15 protein-coding genes are annotated in these 25,571 nt (G+C 65.6%); 12 read left to right on the top strand and 3 right to left on the bottom strand.

Annotated elements, in window-relative coordinates:
- Positions 1 to 3 precede the first annotated feature (3 nt).
- The 3 genes from queD to queC are packed head-to-tail and all read right to left on the bottom strand — an operon-like array spanning position 4 to position 1,693.
- Positions 4 to 360, bottom strand: coding sequence for a 6-carboxytetrahydropterin synthase QueD (gene queD, locus AB5J49_RS20295; protein WP_042176402.1), 357 nt, complete (start codon positions 358 to 360; stop codon positions 4 to 6).
- The gene (gene queE / locus AB5J49_RS20290) at positions 360 to 995 is read right to left on the bottom strand and encodes a 7-carboxy-7-deazaguanine synthase (protein ID WP_042176399.1); all 636 of its coding nucleotides are present in this window, start codon (positions 993 to 995) and stop codon (positions 360 to 362) included. The genes queD and queE overlap by 1 nt, the downstream gene beginning before the upstream one ends.
- Positions 996 to 997: 2 nt before the next feature.
- Positions 998 to 1,693, bottom strand: a complete 696-nt coding sequence (gene queC, locus AB5J49_RS20285; protein WP_042176397.1) for a 7-cyano-7-deazaguanine synthase QueC — start codon at positions 1,691 to 1,693, stop codon at positions 998 to 1,000.
- Positions 1,694 to 1,816: 123 nt separating this feature from the next.
- Here queC and AB5J49_RS20280 point away from each other — a divergent pair, with 123 nt between their 5' ends.
- The 12 genes from AB5J49_RS20280 (at position 1,817) to dpdD (ending at position 25,563) form a co-directional block, all read left to right on the top strand.
- Positions 1,817 to 2,713 (top strand): hypothetical protein, encoded by an 897-nt coding sequence (locus AB5J49_RS20280; protein WP_042176395.1) that lies wholly within the window; start codon positions 1,817 to 1,819, stop codon positions 2,711 to 2,713.
- Entirely contained in the window at positions 2,710 to 3,843 is a 1,134-nt protein-coding gene (gene dbpB / locus AB5J49_RS20275; protein WP_042176394.1) for a DGQHR domain-containing protein DpdB, read from the top strand. Before AB5J49_RS20280 ends, dbpB (AB5J49_RS20275) begins: the two co-directional genes overlap by 4 nt.
- Complete coding sequence (gene dpdA / locus AB5J49_RS20270; protein ID WP_320590717.1) at positions 3,840 to 5,060, top strand: tRNA-guanine transglycosylase DpdA; 1,221 nt, start codon at positions 3,840 to 3,842, stop codon at positions 5,058 to 5,060. The genes dbpB (AB5J49_RS20275) and dpdA overlap by 4 nt, the downstream gene beginning before the upstream one ends.
- 46 nt (positions 5,061 to 5,106) lie before the next feature.
- A complete protein-coding gene (gene dbpB, locus AB5J49_RS20265) occupies positions 5,107 to 6,210 on the top strand; it encodes a DGQHR domain-containing protein DpdB (RefSeq protein ID WP_042176389.1) in 1,104 nt (367 codons plus the stop codon).
- Positions 6,211 to 7,651: 1,441 nt separating this feature from the next.
- A complete protein-coding gene (dpdE, locus tag AB5J49_RS20260; protein WP_369170037.1) occupies positions 7,652 to 11,062 on the top strand; it encodes a protein DpdE in 3,411 nt (1,136 codons plus the stop codon).
- Positions 11,059 to 13,665, top strand: coding sequence for a protein DpdF (gene dpdF, locus AB5J49_RS20255; RefSeq protein ID WP_052479976.1), 2,607 nt, complete (start codon positions 11,059 to 11,061; stop codon positions 13,663 to 13,665). The genes dpdE and dpdF overlap by 4 nt, the downstream gene beginning before the upstream one ends.
- Positions 13,665 to 14,588, top strand: coding sequence for a protein DpdG (gene dpdG, locus AB5J49_RS20250; protein WP_369170036.1), 924 nt, complete (start codon positions 13,665 to 13,667; stop codon positions 14,586 to 14,588). The genes dpdF and dpdG overlap by 1 nt, the downstream gene beginning before the upstream one ends.
- Complete coding sequence (dpdH, locus tag AB5J49_RS20245; protein WP_042176381.1) at positions 14,585 to 17,653, top strand: protein DpdH; 3,069 nt, start codon at positions 14,585 to 14,587, stop codon at positions 17,651 to 17,653. Before dpdG ends, dpdH begins: the two co-directional genes overlap by 4 nt.
- Positions 17,650 to 18,360 carry a hypothetical protein gene (locus AB5J49_RS20240; protein ID WP_158719399.1) on the top strand — a complete coding sequence of 237 codons (711 nt, stop codon included), beginning with the start codon at positions 17,650 to 17,652 and terminating at the stop codon, positions 18,358 to 18,360. The genes dpdH and AB5J49_RS20240 overlap by 4 nt, the downstream gene beginning before the upstream one ends.
- Positions 18,357 to 22,838, top strand: coding sequence for a protein DpdJ (dpdJ, locus tag AB5J49_RS20235; protein WP_369170035.1), 4,482 nt, complete (start codon positions 18,357 to 18,359; stop codon positions 22,836 to 22,838). The genes AB5J49_RS20240 and dpdJ overlap by 4 nt, the downstream gene beginning before the upstream one ends.
- Positions 22,835 to 23,347 carry a phospholipase D-like domain-containing protein DpdK gene (gene dpdK / locus AB5J49_RS20230; RefSeq protein ID WP_042176375.1) on the top strand — a complete coding sequence of 171 codons (513 nt, stop codon included), beginning with the start codon at positions 22,835 to 22,837 and terminating at the stop codon, positions 23,345 to 23,347. The genes dpdJ and dpdK overlap by 4 nt, the downstream gene beginning before the upstream one ends.
- Positions 23,344 to 25,563: a protein DpdD gene (gene dpdD / locus AB5J49_RS20225; RefSeq protein ID WP_369170034.1), complete on the top strand. Its 2,220-nt coding sequence runs from the start codon at positions 23,344 to 23,346 to the stop codon at positions 25,561 to 25,563. The genes dpdK and dpdD overlap by 4 nt, the downstream gene beginning before the upstream one ends.
- Positions 25,564 to 25,571: the final 8 nt, after the last annotated feature.

Here is a 25,571-nt window from a genome sequence, read left to right as displayed (position 1 = left end):
CCGTCACTCGCCTCGGTAGGTGCAACCGGAGGTGCAGGTTTCGCGTACGGTGATCGCGGACAAGCTGGGAAGCTCGGTGATCATCCGGTCCCAGATCCAGCGGGCCAGGTTCTCGCTGGTGGGGTTGTCGAGGCCTTCGATATCGTTCAGGTAATAATGGTCGAGCTGCGCATCAATAGGCTTAAACGCCCGCTTGATGTCGCCGAAGTCCATCACCCACCCCGCCTCCACGTCGACGGGCGCTTCCACGTGCACGGTGACCTTGTAGGAGTGGCCGTGCAGGCGGGCACACTTGTGGCCCTCCGGCACGCGCGGCAGGCGGTGGGCTGCCTCGAAGGCGAACTCGCGAAAGATTTCCATTACTGAATTCCCAGATACTTGTGCGTCTGGAGGGAAAGCGTCCAGCGCGGGTTCTTCATGCAGTACTCGACGGCGGCACGAGTGTGGGCCTCGCGGTCGGCATCATCCAGCGGTTGCAGCCTAAAGTGGCGAAAGTCCAGCCCCTCGAACTGGGCGGGGTCGCCACCGGCCTGAGGGTAGACGAGTTTGAGTTCGTCGCCGCTCGTGAGGGCCAGGGTGGAGCCGATCTTCGGGCTGACGCACAGCCAGTCGATGCCACGGGGGGGCGGGCGGGTGCCGTTGGTTTCCACGGCGATCTCGAAGCCGCGCTCGTGGAGGGCGTCGATGGCGGCCTCGTCCAGTTGAAGCAGCGGTTCTCCGCCCGTGCACACCACAAACCGGTGGGCTTGATCAGCGGTGGGCCAGGCGGCCTCGACGGCTTCGGCCAACTCCTGAGCCGTGCGGAAGCGGCCGCCGCCTTCGCCGTCGGTGCCGACGAAGTCGGTGTCACAAAACTGGCAAATGGCACGGGAGCGGTCGCGTTCCCGGCCGGTCCACAGGTTGCAACGGGAAAACCGGCAAAAGACCGCGGGGCGGCCGGCGTGGCCGCCTTCTCCCTGCAGCGTGTAGAAAATTTCTTTGATCAGGTAGGTCATGCTCAGGCGTTCTGGTACCGGACGGGGTCCTTGACGCCAGCTTCGGCGAAGCCTTTCAGCCGCAGCAGGCAGGTGTCGCACCGGCCGCATGCCCGCCCCTGCTCGTCGGGGTCGTAGCAGGATGAGGTGAGGGAGTAGTCCACGCCTAGACGCAGCCCTTCGCGGACGATGTCGGCCTTGGACAGGGCGATCAGGGGGGAGTGCAGCGTGATCTTGGAGGTGCCTTCGACGCCGGCTCGCGTCGCCAGGTTGGCCATGGTGGCGAAGGCCTCCATGTATTCGGGGCGGCAGTCGGGGTAGCCGCTGTAGTCCACCGCCGTGACCCCGGTGAAGATGTCGCTGGCGCCGACGGTCTCGGCAAACGCCAACGCGAACGACAGGAAGATCGTGTTGCGGGCCGGCACGTAGGTGATCGGTACCCCCGCATCCTCCACGTCAGTGAGGGACTCATGCTTGGGCACTTCGATGTCGGCCGTCAGAGCAGAGCCGCCGAAGACCCGCAGATCGATGTCGGCGATGACGTGCCGGGCCACCCCCTGGACCTCTGCGACGTGCTGCGCCGCCTCCAACTCGATGGAGTGTCGCTGCCCGTAGCGGAAGCTGAGCGCGTAGGGAGTGAAGCCCTGGTCCTTGGCGATGGCCAGCACCGTGGTCGAGTCCAGGCCGCCGCTCAGCAACACGATCGCGGGACGGTCCATGCTGTCACTCCCTAACCTAAGGTCCAGTTGCCTCCGTTGAGACAAGTGCAGCCTACCCTCTTAACTACCGGCTACAGTAACCACAACAAGAATCGAGTTATGGAAGTCAGAGGTCGATCCGTAGTGAACGAGTTGCCCATCGTGGTCACGTGCACAGACCGGAAGACCTCACCCCCCGAACCCGGCCTGCGCGTGCGTGAACTGCCCGCCACGGACATCCGGCAACGCGCGGCGGAATGGGCACGGCGTCTGCACGCCGCACCGGGCCGGCGGACCGCTTTGGGGGAGCTGTACCAGGGAGACCAATGGCGCCGCGCCGCGGCCCTCACGAAAGCCGCCTCCGGGGCAGGGTTTACGCCTCGCCTGTACGTGGCCTCGGCCGGCCTGGGCCTGCAACCAGTCTCCAGCCTCGCCCCGTCCTATGCGGCCACTTTTATGCCTCGACACGCAGATTCCGTGGCATCCTCCAGCGCGCAGGCAGCCCAGTGGTGGGGTCAGTTGCAGCGTATGGAGGCCAGCCGTCATCTTCCCCAGATCGCGGCAACTGCCGGACAGGCACTGGTGGTGCTGTCCGAGACCTACGCCCAGGCCATGCACAACGACCTTGTCGCGCTGGCAGCCACCGGAGCTGACGTGGTACTGATCGGCGGCGCCAGCGATGTGGACGGGATCGTGCGCATGCCGGCCAACGCCGCCCTCAGGCAGGCCCTGGGCGGAACGCTGACCAGTTTGAACGTCCGCATGGCAGCCTCTTGGCTCGAGCACTGCACGCCGGGCCACCTCATCACCCCAACTGCCAAGGAGCGTTGGAGCACATGGTCGTCCCAGGTAGCCCGCACGGAACGCTATGCCCGACAGCCGATGTCGGACCAGGCCGTGATCGCCTTCATCAGAGATGTGAAGGGCCGCTACCCCGACTACTCGCGCACCCGCCTGCTGCGCCTGCTGAGAGACAAGGGGATGGCCTGTGAGCAGAAGCGCTTCGCAGACCTGTATACCTCAACGATTGGCCCTCGATGACCTCCACTGTGCTTAAGCGCCGGGCCCTGCGGATCGAGCAGCACCCCACGATCCCTCTGTATGTGTTCACTCTGGCAGCAGAAGAGGTGCATCAGGTCGCCGACGTGGCACGGATCTCCCGAGACGAAGCCGGCAAACTGATCGGCTACCAGCGGCCCGAGAAGAAGCAGCACGTACGCCAGATCCTCGACTACCTCGACGGGGAAGAGGTGCTTTTTCCCAACGGGCTGATCCTGGCGCTTCCCTCGAGCGTGCGGTTCAAGTCCAGCCCGGGCCCGGGCAGCAGCGACGGTCTGTGCACGTCGGGCACCTTGGAGATCCCTGTGCCCGATTCCCTCGATGCCCCGCGACCCGCCTGGATCGTCGACGGCCAGCAGCGCAGCCTCGCACTGGCACGCACCCGTAACACCCGCCTGGCCGTAACTATTGCCGGATTCGTTGCCGAAGACCTCGAAACCCAACGAGACCAGTTCCTGCGCGTGAACACTGTCTCCCCGCTGCCCACCAACCTGGTCACCGAACTCCTACCGGAAGTCGGCACGGCCCTGCCCACCAAACTCTCCGCTCGCAAACTCCCCTCCGTCCTGGTCGAAGCCCTCAACCACGACAAGGATTCACCGTTCCGGGGCCTGGTGCGCCGCCCCTCCACCACGTCCGAGCAGAAAGCGGACGCCGTCGTCACAGACAACAGCCTCACCACGGCCATCCAGGAATCCCTCAACTCCCCTGCAGGCGTCTTCTTCCCGCACAAGAACCTGTCCAACGGCACCGTCGACACGGCCACCATCCGCCAGATCCTCGTCATCTACTGGAGTGCTGTGCGTGACATCTTTCCCACCGCGTGGGGGCTCCCGCCGACACGGTCGCGGTTGATGCACGGCGTGGGCATCCGCTCCATGGGACGCCTCATGGACCGAGTGATGATGGCCATCGATCCGGCATCGCCCCTCGCTGTGGAACAGGCACGGGCCGAACTCGCCCTGATCGCCCCTCATTGCCGCTGGACCCAGGGACGTTGGCCCGACCTGAACCTCCCCTGGAACGAACTCCAGAACAACCCGCGCCACATCAGTACCCTGTCGAACTACCTCCTCCGTATCTATGTGCAGGAAAAGGCAAAAGCCGCGTGAAATTCTATTTCCCTGACAGCCAGGACTTGGTGAGCCCCACCTACGACTTCATCAACGACGAGTACTCGCCCTACCGAGTGCGCCAGCGCGATGACGTGTACGCTCACCAGGCCGTGACGCCGATCCCCTACGACGGGATCCTCGTCAGCAAAGCGGTTGTCGACGGATCCATGAAGGGGGCAGGGAAATACTCTGCCCCACAGCGCGAGCGGCTCTACCGTCTGGGCGTGCGGAATTTCTTCCGCCTTCCCGACACCTGCTCGACGATCGGTGACTGCGGCGCCTTTAACTACATCGACGAAGAACGCCCACCGTATGAGGTAGACGAAGTCCTTGATTTCTACGGCCGCTGCGGTTTCGACGCAGGCATCAGTATCGACCACATCATTTTTGGATACATCCCGGAAGAGTCCGATGCGGAACCCGAGTCGGCGTGGGTGGAGCGCCAGGAGATCTCCCTCGAACTTGCTGAGGACTTCATCACCGCAACCCACGCGCAAGGCGCCCGCTTCGAACCAGTTGGTGCCGCCCAGGGATGGGGACCCGACAGCTACGCCCACAGCGTCGCGGAGCTGCAGAAGATGGGATACCGGCGCATTGCCCTCGGTGGCATGGTCCCACTGAAGTCCCACGAGATCCTCGCCTGCCTGCGGGCCATCGACGAAGTGCGCACTCCCGAAACCGGACTGCACTTGCTCGGCATCAACCGTGTCGAGAGCATGGAGCAGTTCGCCCGCCACGGCGTGACCAGCTTCGACAGCACTTCCGCCTTCCGCCAGGCCTTCATGGACGACCGCAACAACTACCACACGGCCACCGACTCCTACACTGCCATCCGCGTCCCCCAGGTCGACGGAAACCCTGCCCTGAAGCGCCTCATCCTCTCCGGCCACGTCTCCCAAGCCGAGGCAATCGTCGCCGAACGCTCCTGCCTGCGCGCCCTGCGCGAATTCGACCAAGAAGAAACAGCACTCGAAGAAGTCATGAGTGCCCTCGCAACGTACGAAGCTCTCGTGCTCGGCCCGAAAAAGAAAAGCTATCTTGAGTACTACGAACGCACCCTAAGTTACGCCCCGTGGCGCACTTGCCCCTGCGCTCTGTGCAAGAAACATGGAATCGAAATCGCTATATTCCGCGGCAGTGAGCGTAATAAACGCCGCGGATTCCATAATCTCGCCGTACTCGAAGCCAAGATAAGACAACTTACCTTCGCGTAAATGCACCCCCTTCTAGCTTTTCTTTCCAACCCTGCCAGGAGATGTGATGGCCGACCGATACGAGTTGAGGCTTCCCGCACTTGAAGTGCGCCAAGGCAACCGAAAAATCTACTGCTTTGCCGTCGACGGGAAGAAAATCCACAGTTTCGCCGCTGTCTCCCGCGTCCGCCGCAACGACAGCAGCGAACTGCAGGGCTACCAGCGGCCAGAGGTTCTCAGCCACATCCGCGGCATCCGCCGTTACCTCGAGTCCGACCACGCCATGCTCCCCAACGCGCTCGTCCTGGCATTCGATGACACCGTCCGCTTCGAAACTGGCATCCGCCCGAAAGCCGGCGTGGACTACTCAGTCCCCGGCGTGCTGGTGATCCCGGTGGATGAATCTCTTACCGACGAGGACAAGCCCGCCTTGATTGTGGATGGCCAGCAGCGCAGCGCCGCCATCCGCGACGCGGACCTGGCCGAATTCCCCGTCGCCGCCGTCGGGTTCATCGCCGACAACCAAGAAGACCAGCGCTCTCAGTTCATCCTGGTCAACTCCACCAAACCGTTGCCTAAGGGCCTCATCCACGAACTGCTGCCCGAAACCAGCGGACAGCTTCCCCCCGCCTACGCCCGCCGGCGCCTGCCCGCCCAGTTGATGATCCGCCTTAACACCGATGGCCAGGGCCCCTTCTACGGCAGGGTGGCCAGCCCCACCTCACCGCACGGCAACATCAAGGACACCAGCATGCTGCGAATGCTGGAACACAGCCTCTTCGAAGGCGCTCTCTACCAATACCGCAACCCCGAAGACGGCTCCGGCGACGTAGAGCGCATGCTGAAGCATCTGCGCGCGTATTGGAACATCGTGAAGGACACCTTCAGCGACGCTTGGAAACTCCCGCCTCGCCAGTCCCGCCTCACCCACGGTGTCGGCATCCAGGCCATGGGTTTCGTCATGGACACCCTCACCGACGGCATGCCTGCCGAAGCCGTCGACTGCGACGAGGTACGCAACGCCGTCCTGGGGCTGATGCCCATTACCGCCTGGACCTCCGGTATGTGGCGCTTCGCCGACGGCGAACAGCGTCGTTGGAATGGCCTGCAAAACACACCTAACGACATCCGTCTCCTTACCGACCTGCTGGTACGTGCCGTCCGCAACTGACGTTGCACCCGTTCACCGTGCCCTGGCCCGGCACGGTGACTCCGGGATCTCGCCTGTCGGTCAACCGTTTTGCACACCCTCGATGAGGGTGCGTCCGCACTGTTGCAACAGCAGAAGTGGTTGGTGCCGCGTATAACCTGCCCATTGGTGCTGGGCAGAAGCACCGCGACATCGGCGGTGTCGGCGTCGTACCTGGCTTGAGCGGCGTTCCAGGCACGTAAGCCGAGGCGGATCCAGGCGGCCGTCTTGCGCGTTACCGCTGTCGGCAGGCACGGCGCAACATCGGCCGGCCAGCGGCAGGCGCACCACGCAGCGAATTCTCCGCCCTGTCCACGGTCAGCGCCAACGCTCACCACTGCCGACGAGACGCCAGGACAAGCAAGCACCCCCACCGCGCAGCGAGTGTGGCCCTCCCACGGCAGCCGTATAAGGTCCGGCGTCGCGTTCCGAACAGCCCTTCATCCTCGCACCGTTGGCCAGTGACGCAGTCGGCGCACCGCGCCGGCCTCCTCGTGCGGCGTACCGTTGGCCATCGAGCGCACAGCGCCCGACTCGCTCCGCTGCAACGTTCGAACACCTCGCCTACATCTGCCGTCTGAAGGGCCGCGTCGGCTTATCGGCCTGGCTCCAATCGCTCCCCGGGCGGCCCCGTCCGCCTCCCGTCAGACACACTGCTTTGGTGGAAACAGTCCATCGCCTTGCACGTGCCTCATAGATCGGTATTCCATGGTGATCGTGAACGGCACGATCACCGCCAACGTGCGCTGAACATGCCGTAGGGGGCGGGGTGGCGCGAGTTGGTACGCGACCGTGGTGACGTCGAGCGGGGCAGGGGGAGCTTCCGGCATGGTGAGCAGCATTTTTCCGTCGCGGGGCCGCGGCAGACCGGTACGCCCGGGCGGAGGCACTGTCAGTGGCTCCGGTTACGCTGCAACCAGCTGGATGTGAGCACCTTGTGAAGGAAGTGCAATGCCAAGGCTGAGCGTGGGGGAGTTGTGCTGCTTTGCCGGTTGTTGGAGGTGTGGGCGTGCCGTCTTACACAAGTGGGAAAGCTCCACATTCACCAGCTGTGAGGCCGTAGAGGAATCCGTGCTGCTGGCACACTGCACCGCTGCGCATGTCCGTGCACCGACGCGTGGGTCGGTCGGCTCCCCAGCCTGCCGACGTGGTGTTCTGCATCGTCAGTCGGCGCCGGGTAGCGGACACGTGCACCACGTGGGCGCCCCGCTCCGCACGGACGCGCAACTGCCTGCCGTTGCCTCCACCCAGCGCGTGCGTCAGGACCTGCGTGTGCGCACTCCACGGCCGTCCCGGCAGCCCGGCAGAATATCGCCGGGCCGCCTGCGCCGTCCTAACCTGCCGACGGCGCCTGCCTACGCTGCTCTTTCGGAGTGTGCCTGTGACGGATGATGCTGTCCTGTGTCCCCGGTGCGGCGCCAAAATGGTCATGCAATTCGCATCGCGGGGACCTAACGCAGGCAACTGCTTCTGGGGCTGTTCACGGTTCCCGCAATGCCGTGGATCACGGACCATCGACGGCGGCGCGGGCAAGGCGGCGCCGGCCCGGCCCCGCACAGCGAAGGCGAGCCGTCCGGCGCGCAGCAGCGACCCCTCCCGCGGCCTGTCGCTGCGCCCAGGCGACCTGCTCGTATCCAGCGCCAACACGCTCGGTGCAGGCAAACTCGTAGGCAAGGACGGCGATGGCCTGATCCTCGAGTACTTCGACACCCCAGGACAGCCTCCGGACGAGCGCAGTCGTCACACCGTCCCCAAGAAGGGGCTTAAGCGGTTCACGCTGGCACCCGAGACGCGGGTGTTCTGGCCCACGGGTGCCGCATGGCGCTCCGGGCGCGTCATCGAGGCCACAGCCCATCGGGACATCCACGTGCGGGCGCGCAACTGGGAGGGATACCTTGCCGAAGAGGACCTGTATGTCCGCTGGGACCAGCCGCTGACCGACCCCGTCGGCTTTGCCGGCGCCGGACTGCTCGAATCGCCTCTGCTGGCCGACATGCGGCGCCCCTTCCTGCAGAGCACCCTGACGCAGCGTTCGGCGGCCCATGGCATGCGCGGCGCCCTCTCGAGCGGTATCGAGTTGTACGAGCACCAGGTCGAGACCGTGTGGCGCGTGCTGCAGGACCCAGTGCAGCGCTACCTCCTGGCCGATGAGGTCGGTCTCGGCAAGACGATCGAGGCCGGCCTTGTCGTGCGGGAACTCCTGCTGGACCAGCCCGACCTCACCGTGCAACTGATTCTCCCGCCGTTCCTCGTGGAGCAATGGCGCCGCGAACTGTCGGGCAAGTTCCGCACCGGTGACTTCCCGGGCGCCCGCATCATGTACTCCCGCGACGACGCACCCGACACGTGGGTACCGGCTGATCTCGTCGTGGTCGATGAGGCGCACCATCTGGCCCGCCTGGCGCACAGCGAGCAGCCCGAACTGTCCAGCCGCTACACGCGCCTTGCCGAAGTTGCCACCGCCAGCCCGCGCTTGCTGCTGCTGTCGGCGACGCCCGCGCTGCACAACGAACGTGCCTTCCTGGCCATGCTCAAACTGCTCGACCCGGCCGTGTACCGGGACACGACGACCGAGGACCTGCGACGGCGCATGGAGGCGCGTTCCGCGCTGGGCCGGCTGTTCCTTGGACTGCAGCCCCATTTTCCTGGCGTGCTGCTGAACAAGCGCCTCACGGAGATCGGCGCCGCGTTCCCTGAAGACGCTGAAGTCGCCGCCTTGATCGGTGAGGTCAGGCAGGCAGTCGCAGGACCGGACCGGCATGCGCTGGCCGTTGCGATCGGCGCGCTGCGCACCTATGTGTCCGAGGTGTATCGGCTCCACCGCCGGATGCTGCGCACCCGTCGTACCGCTGCGCTGCACGAGTCGTACCGGGTCACCGGGCGTCTGCGCCCCCAGCAGGTGGTTCTTCCCTCGTCCGCTTTTGCCGGCCTTGCCTCCCTTTTGGACAACTGGCGCCAGGAGGCTCTTGCTGCTTGTGAGTTCGACGAAGAGGCCCGCCGCGAGGCAGCGTCGGCCTTCGCGACGGGCGTGGCATTGTCCTTGGACCCGGACGCCCTGTGCGCGTGGGCCCAGTCCCGAGTGGCCGCCACGCCGGGCGAGCAGGACGCGCTCGACCGCATCGAGAGTGACCTGCGCTTCGTCAGCCGCCGCCGCGACATGGCACGCCCACTGGCCGACGCACTGACCTACCTGTTCAAAGCACGTGAGCGGGTGGTCGTCTTCTGCCCGACCCCGCAGTTGGCAGGGGAGTTGGTCGGCGCGTTCAAGGAAGTGCTTCCCGGGGCTGTCTACCAGCACCTGGCGAGCGACTCGCCCGCAGCCTCCGAGCAGGCAGTGCGGGATTTCGAGCAGAGCCGGATGGCAGCCGTCCTCGTTGCCGATCACTCAGCGGAAGAAGGACGCAACCTCCAGTTCGCCGATCTCCTCATCCACGTGGGCCTGCCGCCCAGGGCGAACCGCCTCGAGCAGCGTATCGGCCGGTGCGACCGCTGGGACGCCCGTCGCGAAGGCGGCGCCTGGCGCTCCTACTGGGTGGCCGAGACGACCGACCCGCAGTCGTTTGCCGCAGCGTGGATGCAGATCCTCAGCGAAGGGTTCGCCGTCTTCGACACGTCGATAGCCAGCCTGCAGCATGCGGTGGACGCCGCCACAGACGCCGCCTGGGACCTGCTGTTCGAGCACGGTGCCGATGCCGCACCCGACGCCATCCGCATGGTCCGCACCATGCTCGAGGACGAGGTCAAGCGCGTACAGGAACAGGACGCCCTGGACAGCATCGAAGCACCCGCTGACGAGCGCTCGGTGTACGGACGGATGATGGCATCGGAGAGTCAGGCAGCCTCGTTCGCCGACGTCACCGATGCACTGCTGTCCTCGCGGCGGGCGGCCGGGAACCTGCGGTTCGCCCCCGCAGGCGACCCCGCCCATGCGATCGGCAGCTACGAACCCGTCAGCCGGCTGGCAGCCGGACACGTCCAGATGCCGCTGGTATCCGCAGCGCGACTGCAGCGCGACTTCGTGCCGCTCGCAGGACACCGCGGCACCTTCGTGCGCAAAGTGGCCGTCGAGCACGAAGACGTCCGCCTCTACCGCTACGGCGATCAGTTCATCGATGCCGTGTCCGACTTCCTGTGGAACGACGACCGGGGGAGAGCCTTCGGCATGTGGCGGTGGATCCCCACCTGGCCCTACGCAGAGCGCCTTGCCTACCGCTTCGACTACGCCATCGAAGCGCAGCCGTTGCAGGCCAGCCCGGAAAGCGACCTGCTCGACCAACTTGCTGCAGCCTGGACCAGCGACCTGGTGGACTTGCCGTCGCTGCGACGCCGCGCCGACGCGCTCTTCCCGCCGCTCATTGCGACCGTGTGGACCGACGCAGATGGCACACCCATCACCGACGGGCGCCACCTCGACGCCCTGCAGGCGCGCTATGCCAAGCCGACGCCCGCAGAGCCCGGAGGCGACTACGCACTCAACTCAGAGCGCATCAAACACGCATACGCATTCATCCCGGCCGACCAATGGGCGCCGCGCTGGCGAGCTGCTGAACACAGTGCCCAGCGCCTGGTCCACAGCAACGACGCCGTAGAGGCGACCCGCACCCGGGCCCTGGCCATGGCCGAGACCGACATCGCCACCCGACTGCGGCAGTTGAGACTGCGTGCCGCGCGCTCGGAGGGAAACGAGCGCGCTGAACTGGAGGAAGAAGTGGAAACGGAAGCGCTGGCGGGCCAAGCGCTCATGACAGCCCTCCAGACACCGTCGCTCCGCCTGGACAGCACCGGTGTGGTCGTGGTCTCGGGCCGCAGCCCGGAGCAGGACGGGTGCGTGTGACCGCTCAACTCGACATCATCCAGCGCATGGTCCTGGGAAAGGAGGCATCGACAGAACAGCTCACCGGCCCCCACCGCCGGTTCGCCGATGCCTGGCGCTCACCCCTTGCCGGGCCCGCCTTCAGCGGCGACATCGCCGCCCTGCTGGCTCAGATGCTCCGCCATCAAGCCGGCGTGACGGGCCAGCGCCACCACGAACTGGAGATCAACCTCCACGACCGCGGAATCGACCTGCAGGCGCTCCAGCGAGCGCACCTGCGTGTCGAACGGTTCGGCGCCACACGGCACACCGTGCGCCTCGGCGACGCCTGGACGCCTGACTGGCTCCACGGCGACCCCCGCTGGATCGATCTCGCCTGCGCAAGCCCCGGTCCGTTCGTCTTCGCCGACAACACGACGGTGGAGACCAGCGCTCGCCCGAACAGTCCGGTGCCCGTCGATCCAGCCCTGCACGCGATCGCTCCCGACATCGATCACTACCGCTCACGCAGCCAAGCCAGCGCGGTGCGGACCGCCTCCCTGGCCGATCCGGCATCCACCCTGCACGTCGTCCTGCCCACCGGCACGGGTAAATCCCTCGTCGGTCTGGCCCCTGGGCTGCTCCGGCAGCGCGGAACCACCATCGTGGTGCTGCCCACCATCGCCCTGGCGCTCGACCAGGAACGCCACATGCGCAAACGATTCCCGGCGTCCGTGCTCCCCCGCGAACTGGCCTATCACAGCGACCGCGTCAGCGAGGAACGCGCAGCCATCAAGGAACGCCTGCGCGAGGGAAGGCAGCGGATCCTCCTCACTTCCCCCGAAGCCCTTGTACGCGGATTCACCGCGACGCTGCGCACCCTTGCAGCGTCCGGCCAACTCACCAACCTGGTCATCGACGAGGCGCACCTGGTACGCCTGTGGGGCTTGAGCTTTCGTCCGGAGTTCCAGATCGTCGCCTCGCTCGTGGGAGAACTGCGAGAACTCGCCACCGGGGCCGGGCACCCCCCGCCACGCGTCACACTTCTGTCCGCAACGCTGTCGGCGCCCAGCCTCCAACTCAACGATCAACTCTTCGCGGGCAGCGCCGAGTCACTGTTCGTCGGGTCGACCTTTCTGCGCTCCGAACTGCGGTACTTCCTGGGCACTACCACGTCCTCCGGTGCCCGGATGGAACGCCTTGTCGAAGCGATGCACCACCTTCCGCGGCCGGCGATCATCTACACCACCAAGAAGGAGCCCGCCAGGACCATCGCTGAGCGTCTGCGGGCCGCCGGGTTTGCACGCACCGCCGTTTTCCACGGAGGCCTCGGTTCTGCTGAGCGTCTTGGCATCATGCGTGGATGGTCCGGCGACGACGGGCCGACAACGACCGACATCGTGGTCGGCACCAGCGCTTTCGGTCTGGGGGTGGACCAGAGCGACGTCCGTACCGTGGTGCATGCGTGCGTCCCCGCCTCGGTCGACCGCTTCTACCAGGAAGTCGGCCGCGCGGGACGTGACGGCCACGCGGCGCTGTCTGTCTGGCTTCCCGCCCTCCCTGACGCGGCCGAAGGCCAGCAAGTCGAAAACGCGACCGTGATCGGGGACGTCAAGGCGTGGAACCGATGGCAAGCCATGCGGGATCAGGACCTGTCCCCGAAGGAGGCGGGCAACGGTCTGGTCCTGGACACCACGGTGGTACCCGAGCACGGCGACGAGCCCTCGGACGCCAATCAACTGTGGAACCGCAACACGCTCGTCCTTATGGAACGTGCCAACCTCATCACCATCACAAGGCTGGCCCCTCCGGTGGTCGAACGCATACCCGGCGAGTCCGAGCAGGCGTGGCAAGCACGGTTCGACAAGGAGTGGACGGCCTTCGTGAGCCACGTCCCGGTACGGCTCAGACCGCACGTGGCCAACCTGGACCAAGAGACTCTCGAGGCTGCCCTGCAGCGGACCCGCGCGGAGATCAAGAACGCCGAAGCAACCTCAACGGCGCGCATCACCCGCCTGCTGGAAAGAAGAGAATGCTGGGGACGCGTACTGAGTGAGGAGTACACCTACACGGGCATAGGTGCGATGGGGGCCAGCCAGAACGTGGCGCCCGCGTGCTCCGGATGCCCGGCAGAGGGGCACGCGCACCAGCCCATCTTGCACACCGCGCGTCCCCTCGTCGCAGAAGCGCTCATGCCAGATCTCGGCAGAAGCCCCAGCGCGGCCCTGGCGAACCTGGCCGCTGGCCACCCCAGCATCGTGGTCACCTACTCCAGCGGACGCCTCAGAACTGCCCTGAGCAACCTCATCCAGTCATGCGTCACCAACGGCGTACGCGGCATCGTCGCCCCCGACGCACTGCTTGGGCTCCCGGCCATCCGTACGGCCTCGCGGTTCGCCGACGAGGGCCTGGTCGTCGTGGACCCCCTGCGCACCGGCGGGGTACCTGCGCGCCTCTCGGTGCCGAGTCTGATCCTGATGGACCACGGGCAGACGCCGCCCCTGTCGTGGCTCGCCCCCACCAGCGGACCGCTGCGCGTCGTGGTCGTCCCGGAAGACATGCCCGACCCGGCCTATCCAGATGCCCTCATCAAAAGCATCCGCAGCCCTCACTGGACCATTGACGACTTCCTCAGGAGACTCTGATGGCTGTTCTGAACCCACCGCGCAGCCTTCCGGCGCTTGGCCGCTCCATCATCAACTTCCTTACCGGATCTCGACGGGTCTGGACCGAGGAAGAGTTGATCGAGGCGTTCAGACCGCCAGGCCTGAACGAGGACAGTTCCTCCTTTGAAGGTGTCGCGCACACCGTGTACACCTTCCGGGCAATCGGGATGCTCTGCAGCGACACGGCCGGTGTGATCACCGTGAGCGACACTGTCGCTGCCACAGGAGGCACCCTGTCGCCGGCGGCGTTCCGCCGGACACTTCAAAAGCATGCCCTCGATCTGGACCGAGACGGAGACCCGTGGCAGACCGGCCCGGGAGAGAGCCTCACCGGCGGGGCACGTGATCTGCTGAGAGCGATGTCGTGGTTCCTCGCGCAGGATGCGCTCGGGCGTCCCTTGTCGTGGACCAGCGGCGTTCAGGCCCTCCAGCACGCGCAGTTCCCGGACCCGGACAATGAAACCTGGGCCATCACCAACGACACACGCTGGGGTGCCGTCACCCGATGGGGACAGGCACTTGGCCTCGCGGCGCCTTCGCTCGTACAGGCCAGATCGGGACTTGTGCCCCTCCCCGTCGTGGCGATCAACGACGTCTTGGACGAATTGCCTGCCGGACAGATGCCCATCGCCGAATTCCTGGGCCAGTTGGCGGCCAAACTGCCTGTGCTGTACGGCGGTCTCGTCCGCGCCTCCCTCGTGGCGTACCTTCCCGACGGAGACCCCGACCCGGGCATCGCACAAGACTGTGCCGACAGTTCGGTAGGCCAGGCGCTGCGCATCTTGCAAGACCGCGGCCGACTCGTCTTCGACACCCTGCCGGACGCCGACGGCATCCGGCTGTCGCGATTCGACAGCCAACGTCAAACACACGTCACCCTGGTTCAAGGAGGAAAACGATGACCTGGCGGGGCACTCTTCCTGCTGCATGCTGGGAGGCCCGTGAGGCCCCGGCCATCATTCCAGTCGAGGCGGAGAGCACCTCCAACGGGGTCTTCCTCGCCACGCACACCTCGATCCCGATCCTCCTGCGCGACCGGGTGGACAGCGCTGTCGGCGGCACCATCGTCGACGAACACAACCTGCGGCGCGCCGTCGAGGAACTGCCGGCGGACCAGCCCATCATCCCCATCCTCGGGAAGTCGGGCACAGGCAAGTCGCACTTGATCCGCTGGCTTCGCATCAACCTGAAGCCCAACGACGCGACTCGGCTGATCTTTGTCCCCAAACACCGCATGTCGCTGCGCGGGATCCTCGAACTCATCCTAGAACACGCCACCAGCGAACGCGCCGCGGAGGTGCGTGCCAAGGTCGCCGCTGCTTCGGACGCTGCCGCGGACGAAACCACAGCACAACTGCGCCTGCGCAACGAGTTGGCTGTCCTGGTCGAGACCCGCGGAGCAGACAAAGACGGCACACCCGAGGAGAACGACCTCCGCGCCTTCCTCGCCTCCGCGGAGGGCCTGCCCGCACTGCTGGGCGACCTCGTCTTCCGCAGGCGACTGCTCACCGACAACGGTCCCATCGCGCGTCTGGTCCGGGAAAAGCTCTCCGGCAAGGGTTCCGAGGACAAGGAGGACGCGTTCGGCTTTACCGCGGCAGACCTGGACCTCTCGGTCGACGATGTCAGCAGGGCCGGAGTCGACGCCGCCAGTGTCGCCAGCGCACTCGCCAGCGACGCCCCCCTGCGGGACCTGGCAGCGAAGATGCTCAACGAGCAACTCGGGCCGGCGGTCAGCGAGGTCTTCGGGATCGGGGGAGACGACCTCAAGCAACTCCTCGTCGAACTACGCCTCGACCTGCAAAGGCAGGGGCTGGAACTCCTCCTCCTGATCGAGGACTTCTCGATCTTCCAAGGCATCCAGGGCGGCCTCATCGACGCAATCACCCTGCTGCCCACCGAGACGCTCGCCCTGTGCCCAATGCGTGTCGTCATGGCCGTCACCACTGGTTACTTCGTCAACCAGATGCCGGAGACGGTGTACACGCGGACCTACAAGGTCTTCGATCTTGAACTTCCCGCGGATATGACAGCCCCGTTCGACCCCGCACGGTTCGCCGCCCGTTACCTCAACGCAGTACGCGTCGGCTCCCAGGAGATCGACAAGCACCGCACGGACGAGCGCCCGGAGCCCAACCACTGTCAGCAGTGCCCCGTCCGGGACAAGTGCCACCAGGCGTTCGGGGAGGTTGAAGGCGTCGGCCTGTTCCCGTTCAGCAGGACGGCACTCGATCGGGCCATCCGCAGCCAGTCCAAGGGTGATGCCTTCGTCGCCCGCGACGTGCTGACCCGCGTCCTGCGCCCCGTCCTCCACCGCGACCAGACCGAACTCGACGAAGGCCGCTTTCCCAGCACCGGATTCGAGAGCGACTTCCGCACCGGTGCGCTGGACATCCTCGACAACGTCGAGGACCAGGTCCGGCTGCGCACGCCAGGTGACCCCGAACTCTCCGAGCGTCGCGTGCGGATGGTGCGTTTCTGGGGACCAGGCCACGGGCCGCAGAACCTTCACCCGACGATCCACGAAGCATTCGCCATCCCGCCCCTGCCTGACCTCATAACCGAGCAGCAGACCCTCCCGCATCGGCCGGCAGTGCAAGAACCCGTCCTGCCCTTGAACGGTACGCAGACACCGATTGTGGTGGCCCCCCCGACGCCGCCCCCGCCCACGTCGGCACCCGCGCGTCCGTCCCCGGCGGCTTCGAAGCCGACTCTGGTCCAGGCGGTCGACGAATGGCACAAGACCGGCCAGCTTGTGCAGAGCCACCGCAACGATCTCCGGAAGATCGTGCACACCGCCGTCATCGGCTGTCTGGGACTCGAAGACGGATACGGAGGAGACAGCGGAGACTGGACCAAGGCAAGGGCGGAATTCACGCCGAGCTTTGATGCCAAAACCTCGATCGCACTGGACGGCAGTGCCCTGCAGACCGCGCTGATCTCGATCGACCACCGCAACGTGGAGGACGTCCGCGTTCTGCGTGCCCTCGCCTGGGTAAACGCAAAAGGGTCCTGGGAGGACGTGCCGCAAGGAGATGCGCTGCAGAGCTTGTGCGTGAACAGGGTCCAGGAATGGGCGGACAGCGTGTCCGCTTTCCTCCTTCCGTCGGAAGGCGACGACGCCGAACTGGGCCGGCTCGCGCACGCTCTTCTGTCCGTCAGTAAGGCCCTGGGGATCGCCGACTCGTTCAAGAGCGACACACTCAGCCGGGTCAGGGCGCTCTTCGCCAGCCCGCCGAAGCTGGCCGATCCCGTGCGGCCCCACATGCGACAACTCCAGGACCGCTTCGTCGACCCGAAAGCGGATCGAAACCTCCTTCAGCAGCGACTGCTCCGCTTGACGTCCTACCGCCAGGGCGCTGGCAAGCCGCTGGCCATTGACCTGCCCCGCCTTGTGCGCGCATTGCGCGACAACGCAGCTGAGGTGCCCTGGCCCGAGCACGTCCCCGAGCAGATCAGAAAAGCGGCGGACGACATCCAGAAGCGAACCACCACGCTGGACCCGATGCTCGACGAAACCCGACGGCTGACACCCGACGTGAGCGATCTCGGCGGTGACGTCGCCCAGGTCGCCCATGCCCTCAACACCCTGCTCTCCGACCTGGCGGCGCTTGGCCAGTCAGCCAACTCGATCAACCTGCCCGCCCTCCACGACGCGGCGAAGGCGGTGAAACCCAGTGATCTGAAGAAGGTGACAGACCTGACTGAGGGCCTCAACGCCTGGTCCACCCTCACCGCCGATCAGCGCCTGCGCCTGATGACCCAGGACGAAAGGCCGGCCCTGCGCATTCGAGCCTGGCTCGAGCCTGCATTGGAAGCCGTGAACGCACTGGAGCAAAAGCTCCAAGCCGGACCTGCCTCGGAGGCTCAGCGCGAGTACGACGAGACCCTCCAGCGGCTCATGGCCGGGCTGGAGACCTTGAGCCGTGAGGTCATGGACGTGGCCGGATGCGAGGGGGGCGCATGACGCTCATCGAACAAGTTCAGCGTCTGCGTGTCGCAGCGGTCGCTGCCCACGACGAGAACAAGATCAACCGCCGCACCGGCGAGTTGGCCGAGTTGGCCGAGAGGGTCGAGACGCTCATCGAGACGATGCAGCGCCTCAGCCGAGGCGTCGCCGAACTGCGCGCAGCCCATGCGGCTTTCGACGCAGACCTCGGTCCGCAGGCCGCCCAACTGGCCGCAGACCTGCACGTGCTCGCCGAAACGCTCCCCAGCCAGGACGCCGATACCCCACCGCAAGCACTGAAGGCGCAGATCAAGGCGGCCGATGGCTTCGTCAAGGGCCTTCGCGGGAGCGTTGAGCAGGCATGGACTGCTGAACGCAACCGCGAAGTACCGGTGATCAATGAGGATCTCGTCGCTACGCTGAACAAGAGCGGGATCGACGTGGAAGAGATCCGCATCAAGATCGAGAAGGCGCATGGCGTGCTCAACGTCCTGAAAAACCGTGCCGTCCCCGAGTTGGGCGACGTCGCAAGGCTGGCCGCGGCGCTGGAGAGCCTCCACGCATGCGGCCAGCAGATCTCCGAACTCGTTGACCCGGTCCTCGCCCGAGTGATCACGGGCGCTCAGGAAGCCACCGGGACGCCGCTGAACTCCTTCACCCCCGAAGTCCTTGCAGGGCTGTCGAGGCTGGGAATCCTGGACCGCTTCTGGGTGAGGCTGCGATGACTCCTGAGACCGAGAGTGAAATCCTCGACGTCCTCGAAGCACACGAGGACCCCCTGCTGTCCTGGGGCGTTGTCGACGGCGGATTCACCGACGACGAACTGCACACCCACGTCGATGACGTTCTCATCAAGCGCGCCGAACTGGACACCGCACAGGAGGCAATCGAGGCCCTCGAGGACAAGGGTCTGATCATCCGCGATGATGCGATCTCGCCGTCGCGGTGGCGTACCCGCAACGGCGAGACGCTGCGTCTGCTGGCCCGGCTGCGCCAGATCTTCCCTTCCGGCGACCCCGCGGCCTGGCGTCAAGGTGCCGCTCTTGTCTCGGACTTCCGCTACGCCCGGCGCCCCCGCGCCTACCCCCGGCGCGACCAGCCCAGACACGCCGTCATCGAAGGCACCGATGCTCTCCATGACCTCTACCGGCAGGTCATCGATGCCATGACGCGGCGGGGTCCCAAACACGCCGACCTCAGCGGGTTCCAGGTCCGTGCCAGCCGTCAGATCTTCACGGCCCTGCAGTCCAACATCACCACCGCCACAGTCGTGGGTGCCGGTACCGGCAGCGGAAAGACACTCGCCTTCTACCTGCCGGCCTTCGCCTACCTGACGGGCCTGCAGGACAAGTCGGCATGGACACGTGCGCTGGCCGTCTACCCGCGCAACGAACTTCTCAAGGACCAACTCAACACCGCTTTTGCGAACGCCCGGCGACTCGACCACCTGTGGACGAAGGCCAACGGTCGGCCCATGACTATAGGGGTGCTCAACAAGGACACCCCAACCAGTACGAAGAGCCTGACAGCCTCCTATTCCGCATGGACGAAACGGGCTGAAGGCTTTCAGTGCCCTCACTTCACCTGTCCCGGCGACGGATACACCGTGTGCGGGGGCGCATTGTTCTGGTCAGAACGGGACGCCAGGGCCAGAACGGAACGTCTGACCTGCGGCACCTGCACGCGCGTGTTCGATGACTCCGTGCTGGTCCTGACCCGTCATCGGATGAGCCAGCGGCCTCCGGACGTGCTGTTCACCACGACCGAGATGCTCAACCGCGGCCTGTCCGACCTGTCGCTGGGCAAACTGTTCGGTGTCGGCGCGGCCAAGAAACCCCGCTTGATGTTGCTCGACGAGATCCACACCTACAGCGGCACCACCGGCGCCCAGGCAGCCCTCGTCTTGCGGCGCTGGCACCACTCGCTGCGCAGTCCGGTCACCTTCGTCGGCTTGTCCGCGACGCTGTCGAACGCCGTTCGCCACATGGCCGATCTGACCGGTGTTGACGATGGACTCGTCACCAACATCGAACCGGGCGCAGATGAAATGGAGTACGAGGGCGCCGAATACATGGTCGCAGTGCGCAGCGACCCGACCAGCGGCGCCTCCGTGCTGTCCACCACCATTCAGACAGCGATGCTCCTCCCGCGCGTCCTCGACCACCCTGCACAGCGCACGTCCCAGGGACTTCTGGGCACCAAGGCGTTCGTCTTCACCGACGACCTCGACGTCACCAACCGGCTCTTCTTCTACCTCCTCGACGCAGAAGGCCAGCGCTACCGCAGCCCCCGTACCCAGCAGTTCAAAGACCCCCTGGCATCCATGCGTCGTCCCGGTCAAGACGGACTGACCGACCAGCGGCGCGCCGGCCAGGTCTGGGACCTGCCGGTGAAACTGGGCCACGCACTCCATCGCCCGGGCCTGAACGTGAGCCGGACCACCTCGCAAGACGCAGGAGTCGACACAGCGTCCCAACTCGTCGTCGCAACCGCCTCGCTCGAGGTCGGCTTCGACGATCCAGACGTCGGTGCCGTGCTGCAGCACAAGGCGCCCCGCGGCGTCGCCGCATTCCTGCAGCGCAAGGGCCGAGCCGGCCGAAGCCGCCGCATGCGCCCGTACACCGTCGTTGTGCTCTCCGACTACGGACGCGACCGTGCCACCTATGAGGCTTGGGACGCGCTGTTCGATCCCGTCCTGCCCGAACTGGTTCTTCCCATCCGCAACCGCGCGGTCCTGCGTATTCAAGCCACTCTGGCAATGCTTGACTGGCTGGCGGATCAACTGCAGCCCGTTCACCGGTATGCAAAGCTGTGGCGTGACTTGAAGGGTCTCGCCGATCCGGACTACCCGGACAACCGCAAGGTCCAGCAGACAGCCGTCACCATCCTGCGTGACCTGCTGCGCGACCCCGGCCGCCAGCGCAGCCTCCGTCTGTGGATCGAAGGCGCACTCCAGGTGCCCGAGGAGTTGGCCGCCGAGATCCTGTGGCACCCCCCTCGCCCGCTCATCCTGGCGGCCGTGCCCACACTGGCCCGACGACTGGACAACGAGTGGGCCATCGCCGAGGACCACACGTACGCCACGGGCAAGGACACAATGGGCAAAAATCCGCTGCCCGACTTCTTCCCCGAGAACCTCTTTAGCGAACTCGCACTTCCCGAAGCGTACGTGGTCATCCCCCCCCAGCAGTCGTGGGAAAAGGAACCTGAGTTGCAGGCGATGGGCCTGGCCCAGATGCTGCGCGAATACGCGCCCGGACGAGTGTCACGGCGCTTTGCCACCCGCAACCTCGAGCACCGGCACTGGATCCCCATTCCCTACGGGCAGCGCGAGACCGTCATGGACCTCGCCCCTGTCCTTCAGGCGCACCATCGGGAGGAGGCCGCCACCGTCGAAGTCGGCGGGGTCCCCACCCCCATCCCCATCGTCCGTCCCGACAGGGTGGAACTCCAACTCGCACCGCCGGAACTCAAGGATGCTTCCAACGCGGCCCTGGTCTGGCGATCCCAGTTCCTGGAGAGGGGCCTCGGCCTGGTCGCCCGCCTTCCCCTGTCGGACCCCATTGGCGGCCTCATCGATGAAGCACGCTTCTTCCTGCACGCTCAAAACGCCCACGTCGAGGTCCGCCGTCTTGCCGTCCAGAGCGAGGCCAGCCTGGTCTTCGCCCGCGGCGGCGAAGCCCGAGTCAAAGCACAGTTCTCGCTCGATGACGAGCGGATCGGTCTCGGAGCCACCTACGACGTGGACGGCCTACGCCTGACGATTACGTTGCCAGAGGTGATTGCTCCACCCGGCGGCATCGACCCAGCCCTGCGCAGCGCCTGGTTCCAGCACGTTCTGACGAACGACCCCGAACTCCTGGAACAGATGAACAAGTTCCAGTTGGAATGGCTGCACCAGACCATCGAATGCATGCTGCTGATGTCCGCCGTGACCGACGGCACGCCGCTTCCCCACGCCTACCAGGCGGTGCGGGAAACCTTCGCCGACCGGTTGACGGACACCCTGAGGGCAATGTTCCGCAGTTCGGACGTCGAGGAGAGCGAATCCGCGACACTCGGCCGAGTGGGTGAGCGACTGCGCCAACTCCTCGCAGACAAGGACATCGTCGCCCGCCTGGACCACCTGACGGATCAGGTCTGGAACCCTGATCCCGCACAGTTCCAAGCCTGGCTGCGCCAGCGTGTCCTCGCCACGCTGGGACAGGCAGCCCTGTGGGCCGCCCGGGAGATCTGTCCCGAGCACGACCCCGAAGGCATCATCGTCGACATAGAGCCCGGCTACGCCCTCGATGGCACATGGCGCCGCGGCCAGGTCTGGCTCACCGAAGCCTCGATCGGCGGCGGCGGCTTCATCGAAGCGCTGGCGACGCGCGTGCGCCCCGATCCGCGGCGGTTCCTACGGCTGATCATGAGAGCCGTCCAGCCTTCCACCAGCGAACTGGTCGACGCACACATGCGGCGGATCGTGCGCTACACCACCGAGCGCAGCGACTGGCTCGACCTCGTTGCGGAATATCGAGGTTCGGCGACACAGGCAGACCGGGTGAAAAACCTTGACCGCATACGGGCGCAGTTGCGCGCCTCAGGCATCCACGGCGCGGAACAATCCGTCGTCTCGAGCCTGGCAAACCGCCTGCTCCGGCCCGGATCGACCGCACAGACGGACCAGGCACTACGCACCCTCATCGACGAGTGGGAGATCCAAGAGCAACGTCTGGGCCTTGAAATCTCGCCGCGTACCTGGGCTTATCTGATGCGTCAGAGGCACGACTTGGACGCCGGACTGAACCTGTCCGCGAACTCCTCGGACCGCCAACGTATCGACGCCATCCAGAGCGCTCTCTGGCCACGCGGATGGGCCATACGCTCCGGAGCACTGCAGTCGTGGAACCCCTACTTCGACAATTTGCCGGCCGCACCCGATCTGCTCCGGGGGCTGTTCACGTCAACAGCCGACCTCATCAGCGTGACAGATCCCGACGCGGTCACCCTAGTGCGCACACGCCTGGCCCAACAGGGATCCGCCCAACTCATCGCACCCCCCGAGGACGTACCCGCCCTGGCAGGCATGCTGGTGGATCTGTCGATCCGCGCCATCGAAACGGACTTCCTCCAGGTCTTCCCACGAGCCGTCGAGATCGACCACCGCTCCGAGGGCAGCGTCGTGGTCACCCTCGAACTTGCCGAGGTGTCCGCATGAGAAGGATCATCACCGCCGGGGCTGGCGAGACTCGACAACTCACCGATCTGGTGCAGAACCTATTGGTGTCAGAGCTGCTGGCGCCGTCAAGTCGCTTGTGGGTACTGTCCCCGTGGATCTCCGACATCGTCGTCATCGACAATGCATCCGGACAGTTCAAGAGCGTGCTCCCCGCCTTGCCGGCCCGACCCATCCGGCTGACGGAAGTACTCATCGAACTCGCCCGTCGTGGCTCGGACGTCCGAGTGATCATGCGCGACGAGCCGCGCAACGTCGTCACAGGACAACGCCTCACCGACCTCGCCCCGGTGGGGCCACGGCCGACCCTGCTCATCCGGAACACACTGCACGACAAGGGCATGGTGAGCGACCGATTCCATGTTCACGGCTCGATGAACTTCACCTTCTTCGGCCAGAGAGTGAACCAGGAAGGCGTCACCGTCGTATCCGACCCCGACCAGATCGCTCGCGCTTGGGTCGAATACCAGAACAGGTACCAATTGCCATGAGCGTCGACTTCAAGGAATTCTTCGGTCCGGGCAATGACATCACGCCCACACGGGTAGAACCGAACCTACAACTCATCCTCGAGAACTTCATGGCAGGCATCCAGCAGCGCCAGACCGGATTCCTGCCACGAAGTTCTCACGGCCGTCTGTGGTGGTACGGGTTCGCGCCCACCCCGCGCCAGCAGCGCGAGACACTCGCCATTCTCGACAGTTGGATCGGCCCCACTTTCAGCGACCTGTCCCGCCACCGTGGTGCCCTCAACCCGGCTGATCCGTTCGACGCCGCACTGGCAAAGGCACCTGTCAAGCCACTGCGCTTTGAGGTGCTGCCCCGCCCGACAGCGGATTCGGAGGATTGGAAACACGCGCGAGGCCAGGTACGCGACGCCCTGCTGGTTCTCAGCAAACTCCTCAACGGCAGGCCGCCCTCGGAGTTCGACGCCCCCCGAACCACCGTCGAGGTCCTCGACGACCTCGGACACGCCATCGCTGCCCGCGACCGTACTGTCGCCTTGGCCTGCCTGCGCGAACTTGAGGCGACCGCCGATCTCGACCAGCCGAACCTGGCATTCCTGCGACTGCGACTGTTCGCTGGACTCGAGGATTGGAAGGCCGTTCTCGGGGACCGGGATCTCGACCACGTCCTCGCCATGCGTCGCCCCTTGAGCGTCACTCAAGTGATCCAGCAGGCGGTCTACGCCAGATGGTTCGCCTCGCACGACGCAGCAGGCGCAGAGAATGAACTACTCGGTGCTGTTGCCGCGCTCCCCGCGGCATTCCGGCCCCTGTTCTCGGGCACACCGATAACGAGTCGGGCGCAGGCTGTCGTGGAGTTCCTCATCGCGGTCGAAGAGGACGCGGGAGACGACACTCTCAACCGACTCCTCGACGAAGCCGGCACGGTCGAACCCGGCCTCCCCGCCCATCTGCGCAACGTGCTGCACCTGCACCGGGAACAAACCCCTCAGCCCACCACCCCGTCGGAGCCACCCGCCCCCCTGGACCAGCCCGGCGCCCCGAGCGAATCGCCCCTCGAGCGCGCGACCGGGATGATGGCCCGGGGCGAGCTTCAGGCAGCCATCGAACTCGTGCTGACACTCGAACCGAGCCTCCACGCGGCATACCTGCTCCTGACCTGTGCACGCGACCTGCAGTCACCACAGCAAGCAGCATTGGTGCTTGAGTACGTCTCCACCCATCACCTGCATGGCTTGATCGACGGAGCGAGTGCACGCCTGCGCGATGATCTTGCCTGGCTGGAGCAGTTCACCCAAGACGGACCCGACGTGGATTGGCGCACCTGGCTGGACGCTCTGGAAGGCGACCATGGCAGCGCAGCACTGGCGGCCGGCCCCGAAATAACTGACGCCTGGACGCCACTGAGCAACAGTGCACTGACCGCATGGCTTCACGATGCATCCGACGAGGTACTCGGCAAACTCGGTGAGATCGGAGGCCAGTTCATGGCGGCGCACCGCGACATCTTCACTGAAGATGGAGCGGCCGAACTCAGCGAACGTGTCCTTGCCGGTCTCGCGCTGAGCGGCAAGAATTCGGCTGGCGTTCGGGTGCAGACCCAAGCCCTACTGGACTATCTGCTGTCTGCCAACCCCACATCCGAGGTGTTCGCCTCAGCGCTCGAGTGGACCGATCTCATCATCTCCGCGAACGTCTCAGCTGTAACGACGACGTGGGCGATCGACATACTGCAGACGGCGACAGCTACATCGGCAGCGGCAACGAGTCCCGCCACTGTTGATTTCTTCTACAAGATCACCAACACGGTAAGGCCGTTTAAGACGGCACTGGACCCAACCGACATTGAGGCCATCAAGCTCATAGCCGGCGAACTGGGAGTCGGCGTCCCGGAAGACTTGCTTGCCGAGCAAGTACAGGACAGCGACCCTGGAGCGCCGTACCGCTACCTGCAGGACTCAAAGGTGGTGCTGTATTCCCTGACCGAGTCGGCCACCATCCGGGCGGCACAGGTACTGCGCATCCTGGTACCCAAGATCGACGTCGAGACGAGCGCCGAACACGACGGCAGCAGCAAACTTGCCGCACAGGCAGCGAACGCTGACGTCTTCGTCGTGGTGACAGCATCGGCGAAGCATGCCGCCACCGACTTCATTACTGCCAAGCGGGGAACGCGACCAGTCGTGCTCGTCAACTCTCGGGGCTCGTCTGCTATCTTGCGCGAACTCGCGGAAGGTTGAGTCTGTCG

The sequence above is a fragment of the Streptomyces sp. R28 genome (assembly GCF_041052385.1).
Taxonomy (GTDB): domain Bacteria; phylum Actinomycetota; class Actinomycetes; order Streptomycetales; family Streptomycetaceae; genus Streptomyces.
This window is presented reverse-complemented; position numbering and strand designations above follow the sequence as displayed.

Excerpts from the sequence above, each read along its gene's own strand:
- dpdE (WP_369170037.1), top strand. The coding sequence starts at position 7,652 with ATGGTCATGCAATTCGCATCGCGGGGACCTAACGCAGGCAACTGCTTC.
- queD (WP_042176402.1), bottom strand. The coding sequence starts at position 360 with ATGGAAATCTTTCGCGAGTTCGCCTTCGAGGCAGCCCACCGCCTGCCG.
- dbpB (WP_042176389.1), top strand. The coding sequence starts at position 5,107 with ATGGCCGACCGATACGAGTTGAGGCTTCCCGCACTTGAAGTGCGCCAA.
- dbpB (WP_042176394.1), top strand. The coding sequence starts at position 2,710 with ATGACCTCCACTGTGCTTAAGCGCCGGGCCCTGCGGATCGAGCAGCAC.
- dpdJ (WP_369170035.1), top strand. The coding sequence starts at position 18,357 with ATGACTCCTGAGACCGAGAGTGAAATCCTCGACGTCCTCGAAGCACAC.
- dpdG (WP_369170036.1), top strand. The coding sequence starts at position 13,665 with ATGGCTGTTCTGAACCCACCGCGCAGCCTTCCGGCGCTTGGCCGCTCC.
- AB5J49_RS20240 (WP_158719399.1), top strand. The coding sequence starts at position 17,650 with ATGACGCTCATCGAACAAGTTCAGCGTCTGCGTGTCGCAGCGGTCGCT.
- queC (WP_042176397.1), bottom strand. The coding sequence starts at position 1,693 with ATGGACCGTCCCGCGATCGTGTTGCTGAGCGGCGGCCTGGACTCGACC.
- dpdH (WP_042176381.1), top strand. The coding sequence starts at position 14,585 with ATGACCTGGCGGGGCACTCTTCCTGCTGCATGCTGGGAGGCCCGTGAG.
- dpdK (WP_042176375.1), top strand. The coding sequence starts at position 22,835 with ATGAGAAGGATCATCACCGCCGGGGCTGGCGAGACTCGACAACTCACC.
- dpdD (WP_369170034.1), top strand. The coding sequence starts at position 23,344 with ATGAGCGTCGACTTCAAGGAATTCTTCGGTCCGGGCAATGACATCACG.
- queE (WP_042176399.1), bottom strand. The coding sequence starts at position 995 with ATGACCTACCTGATCAAAGAAATTTTCTACACGCTGCAGGGAGAAGGC.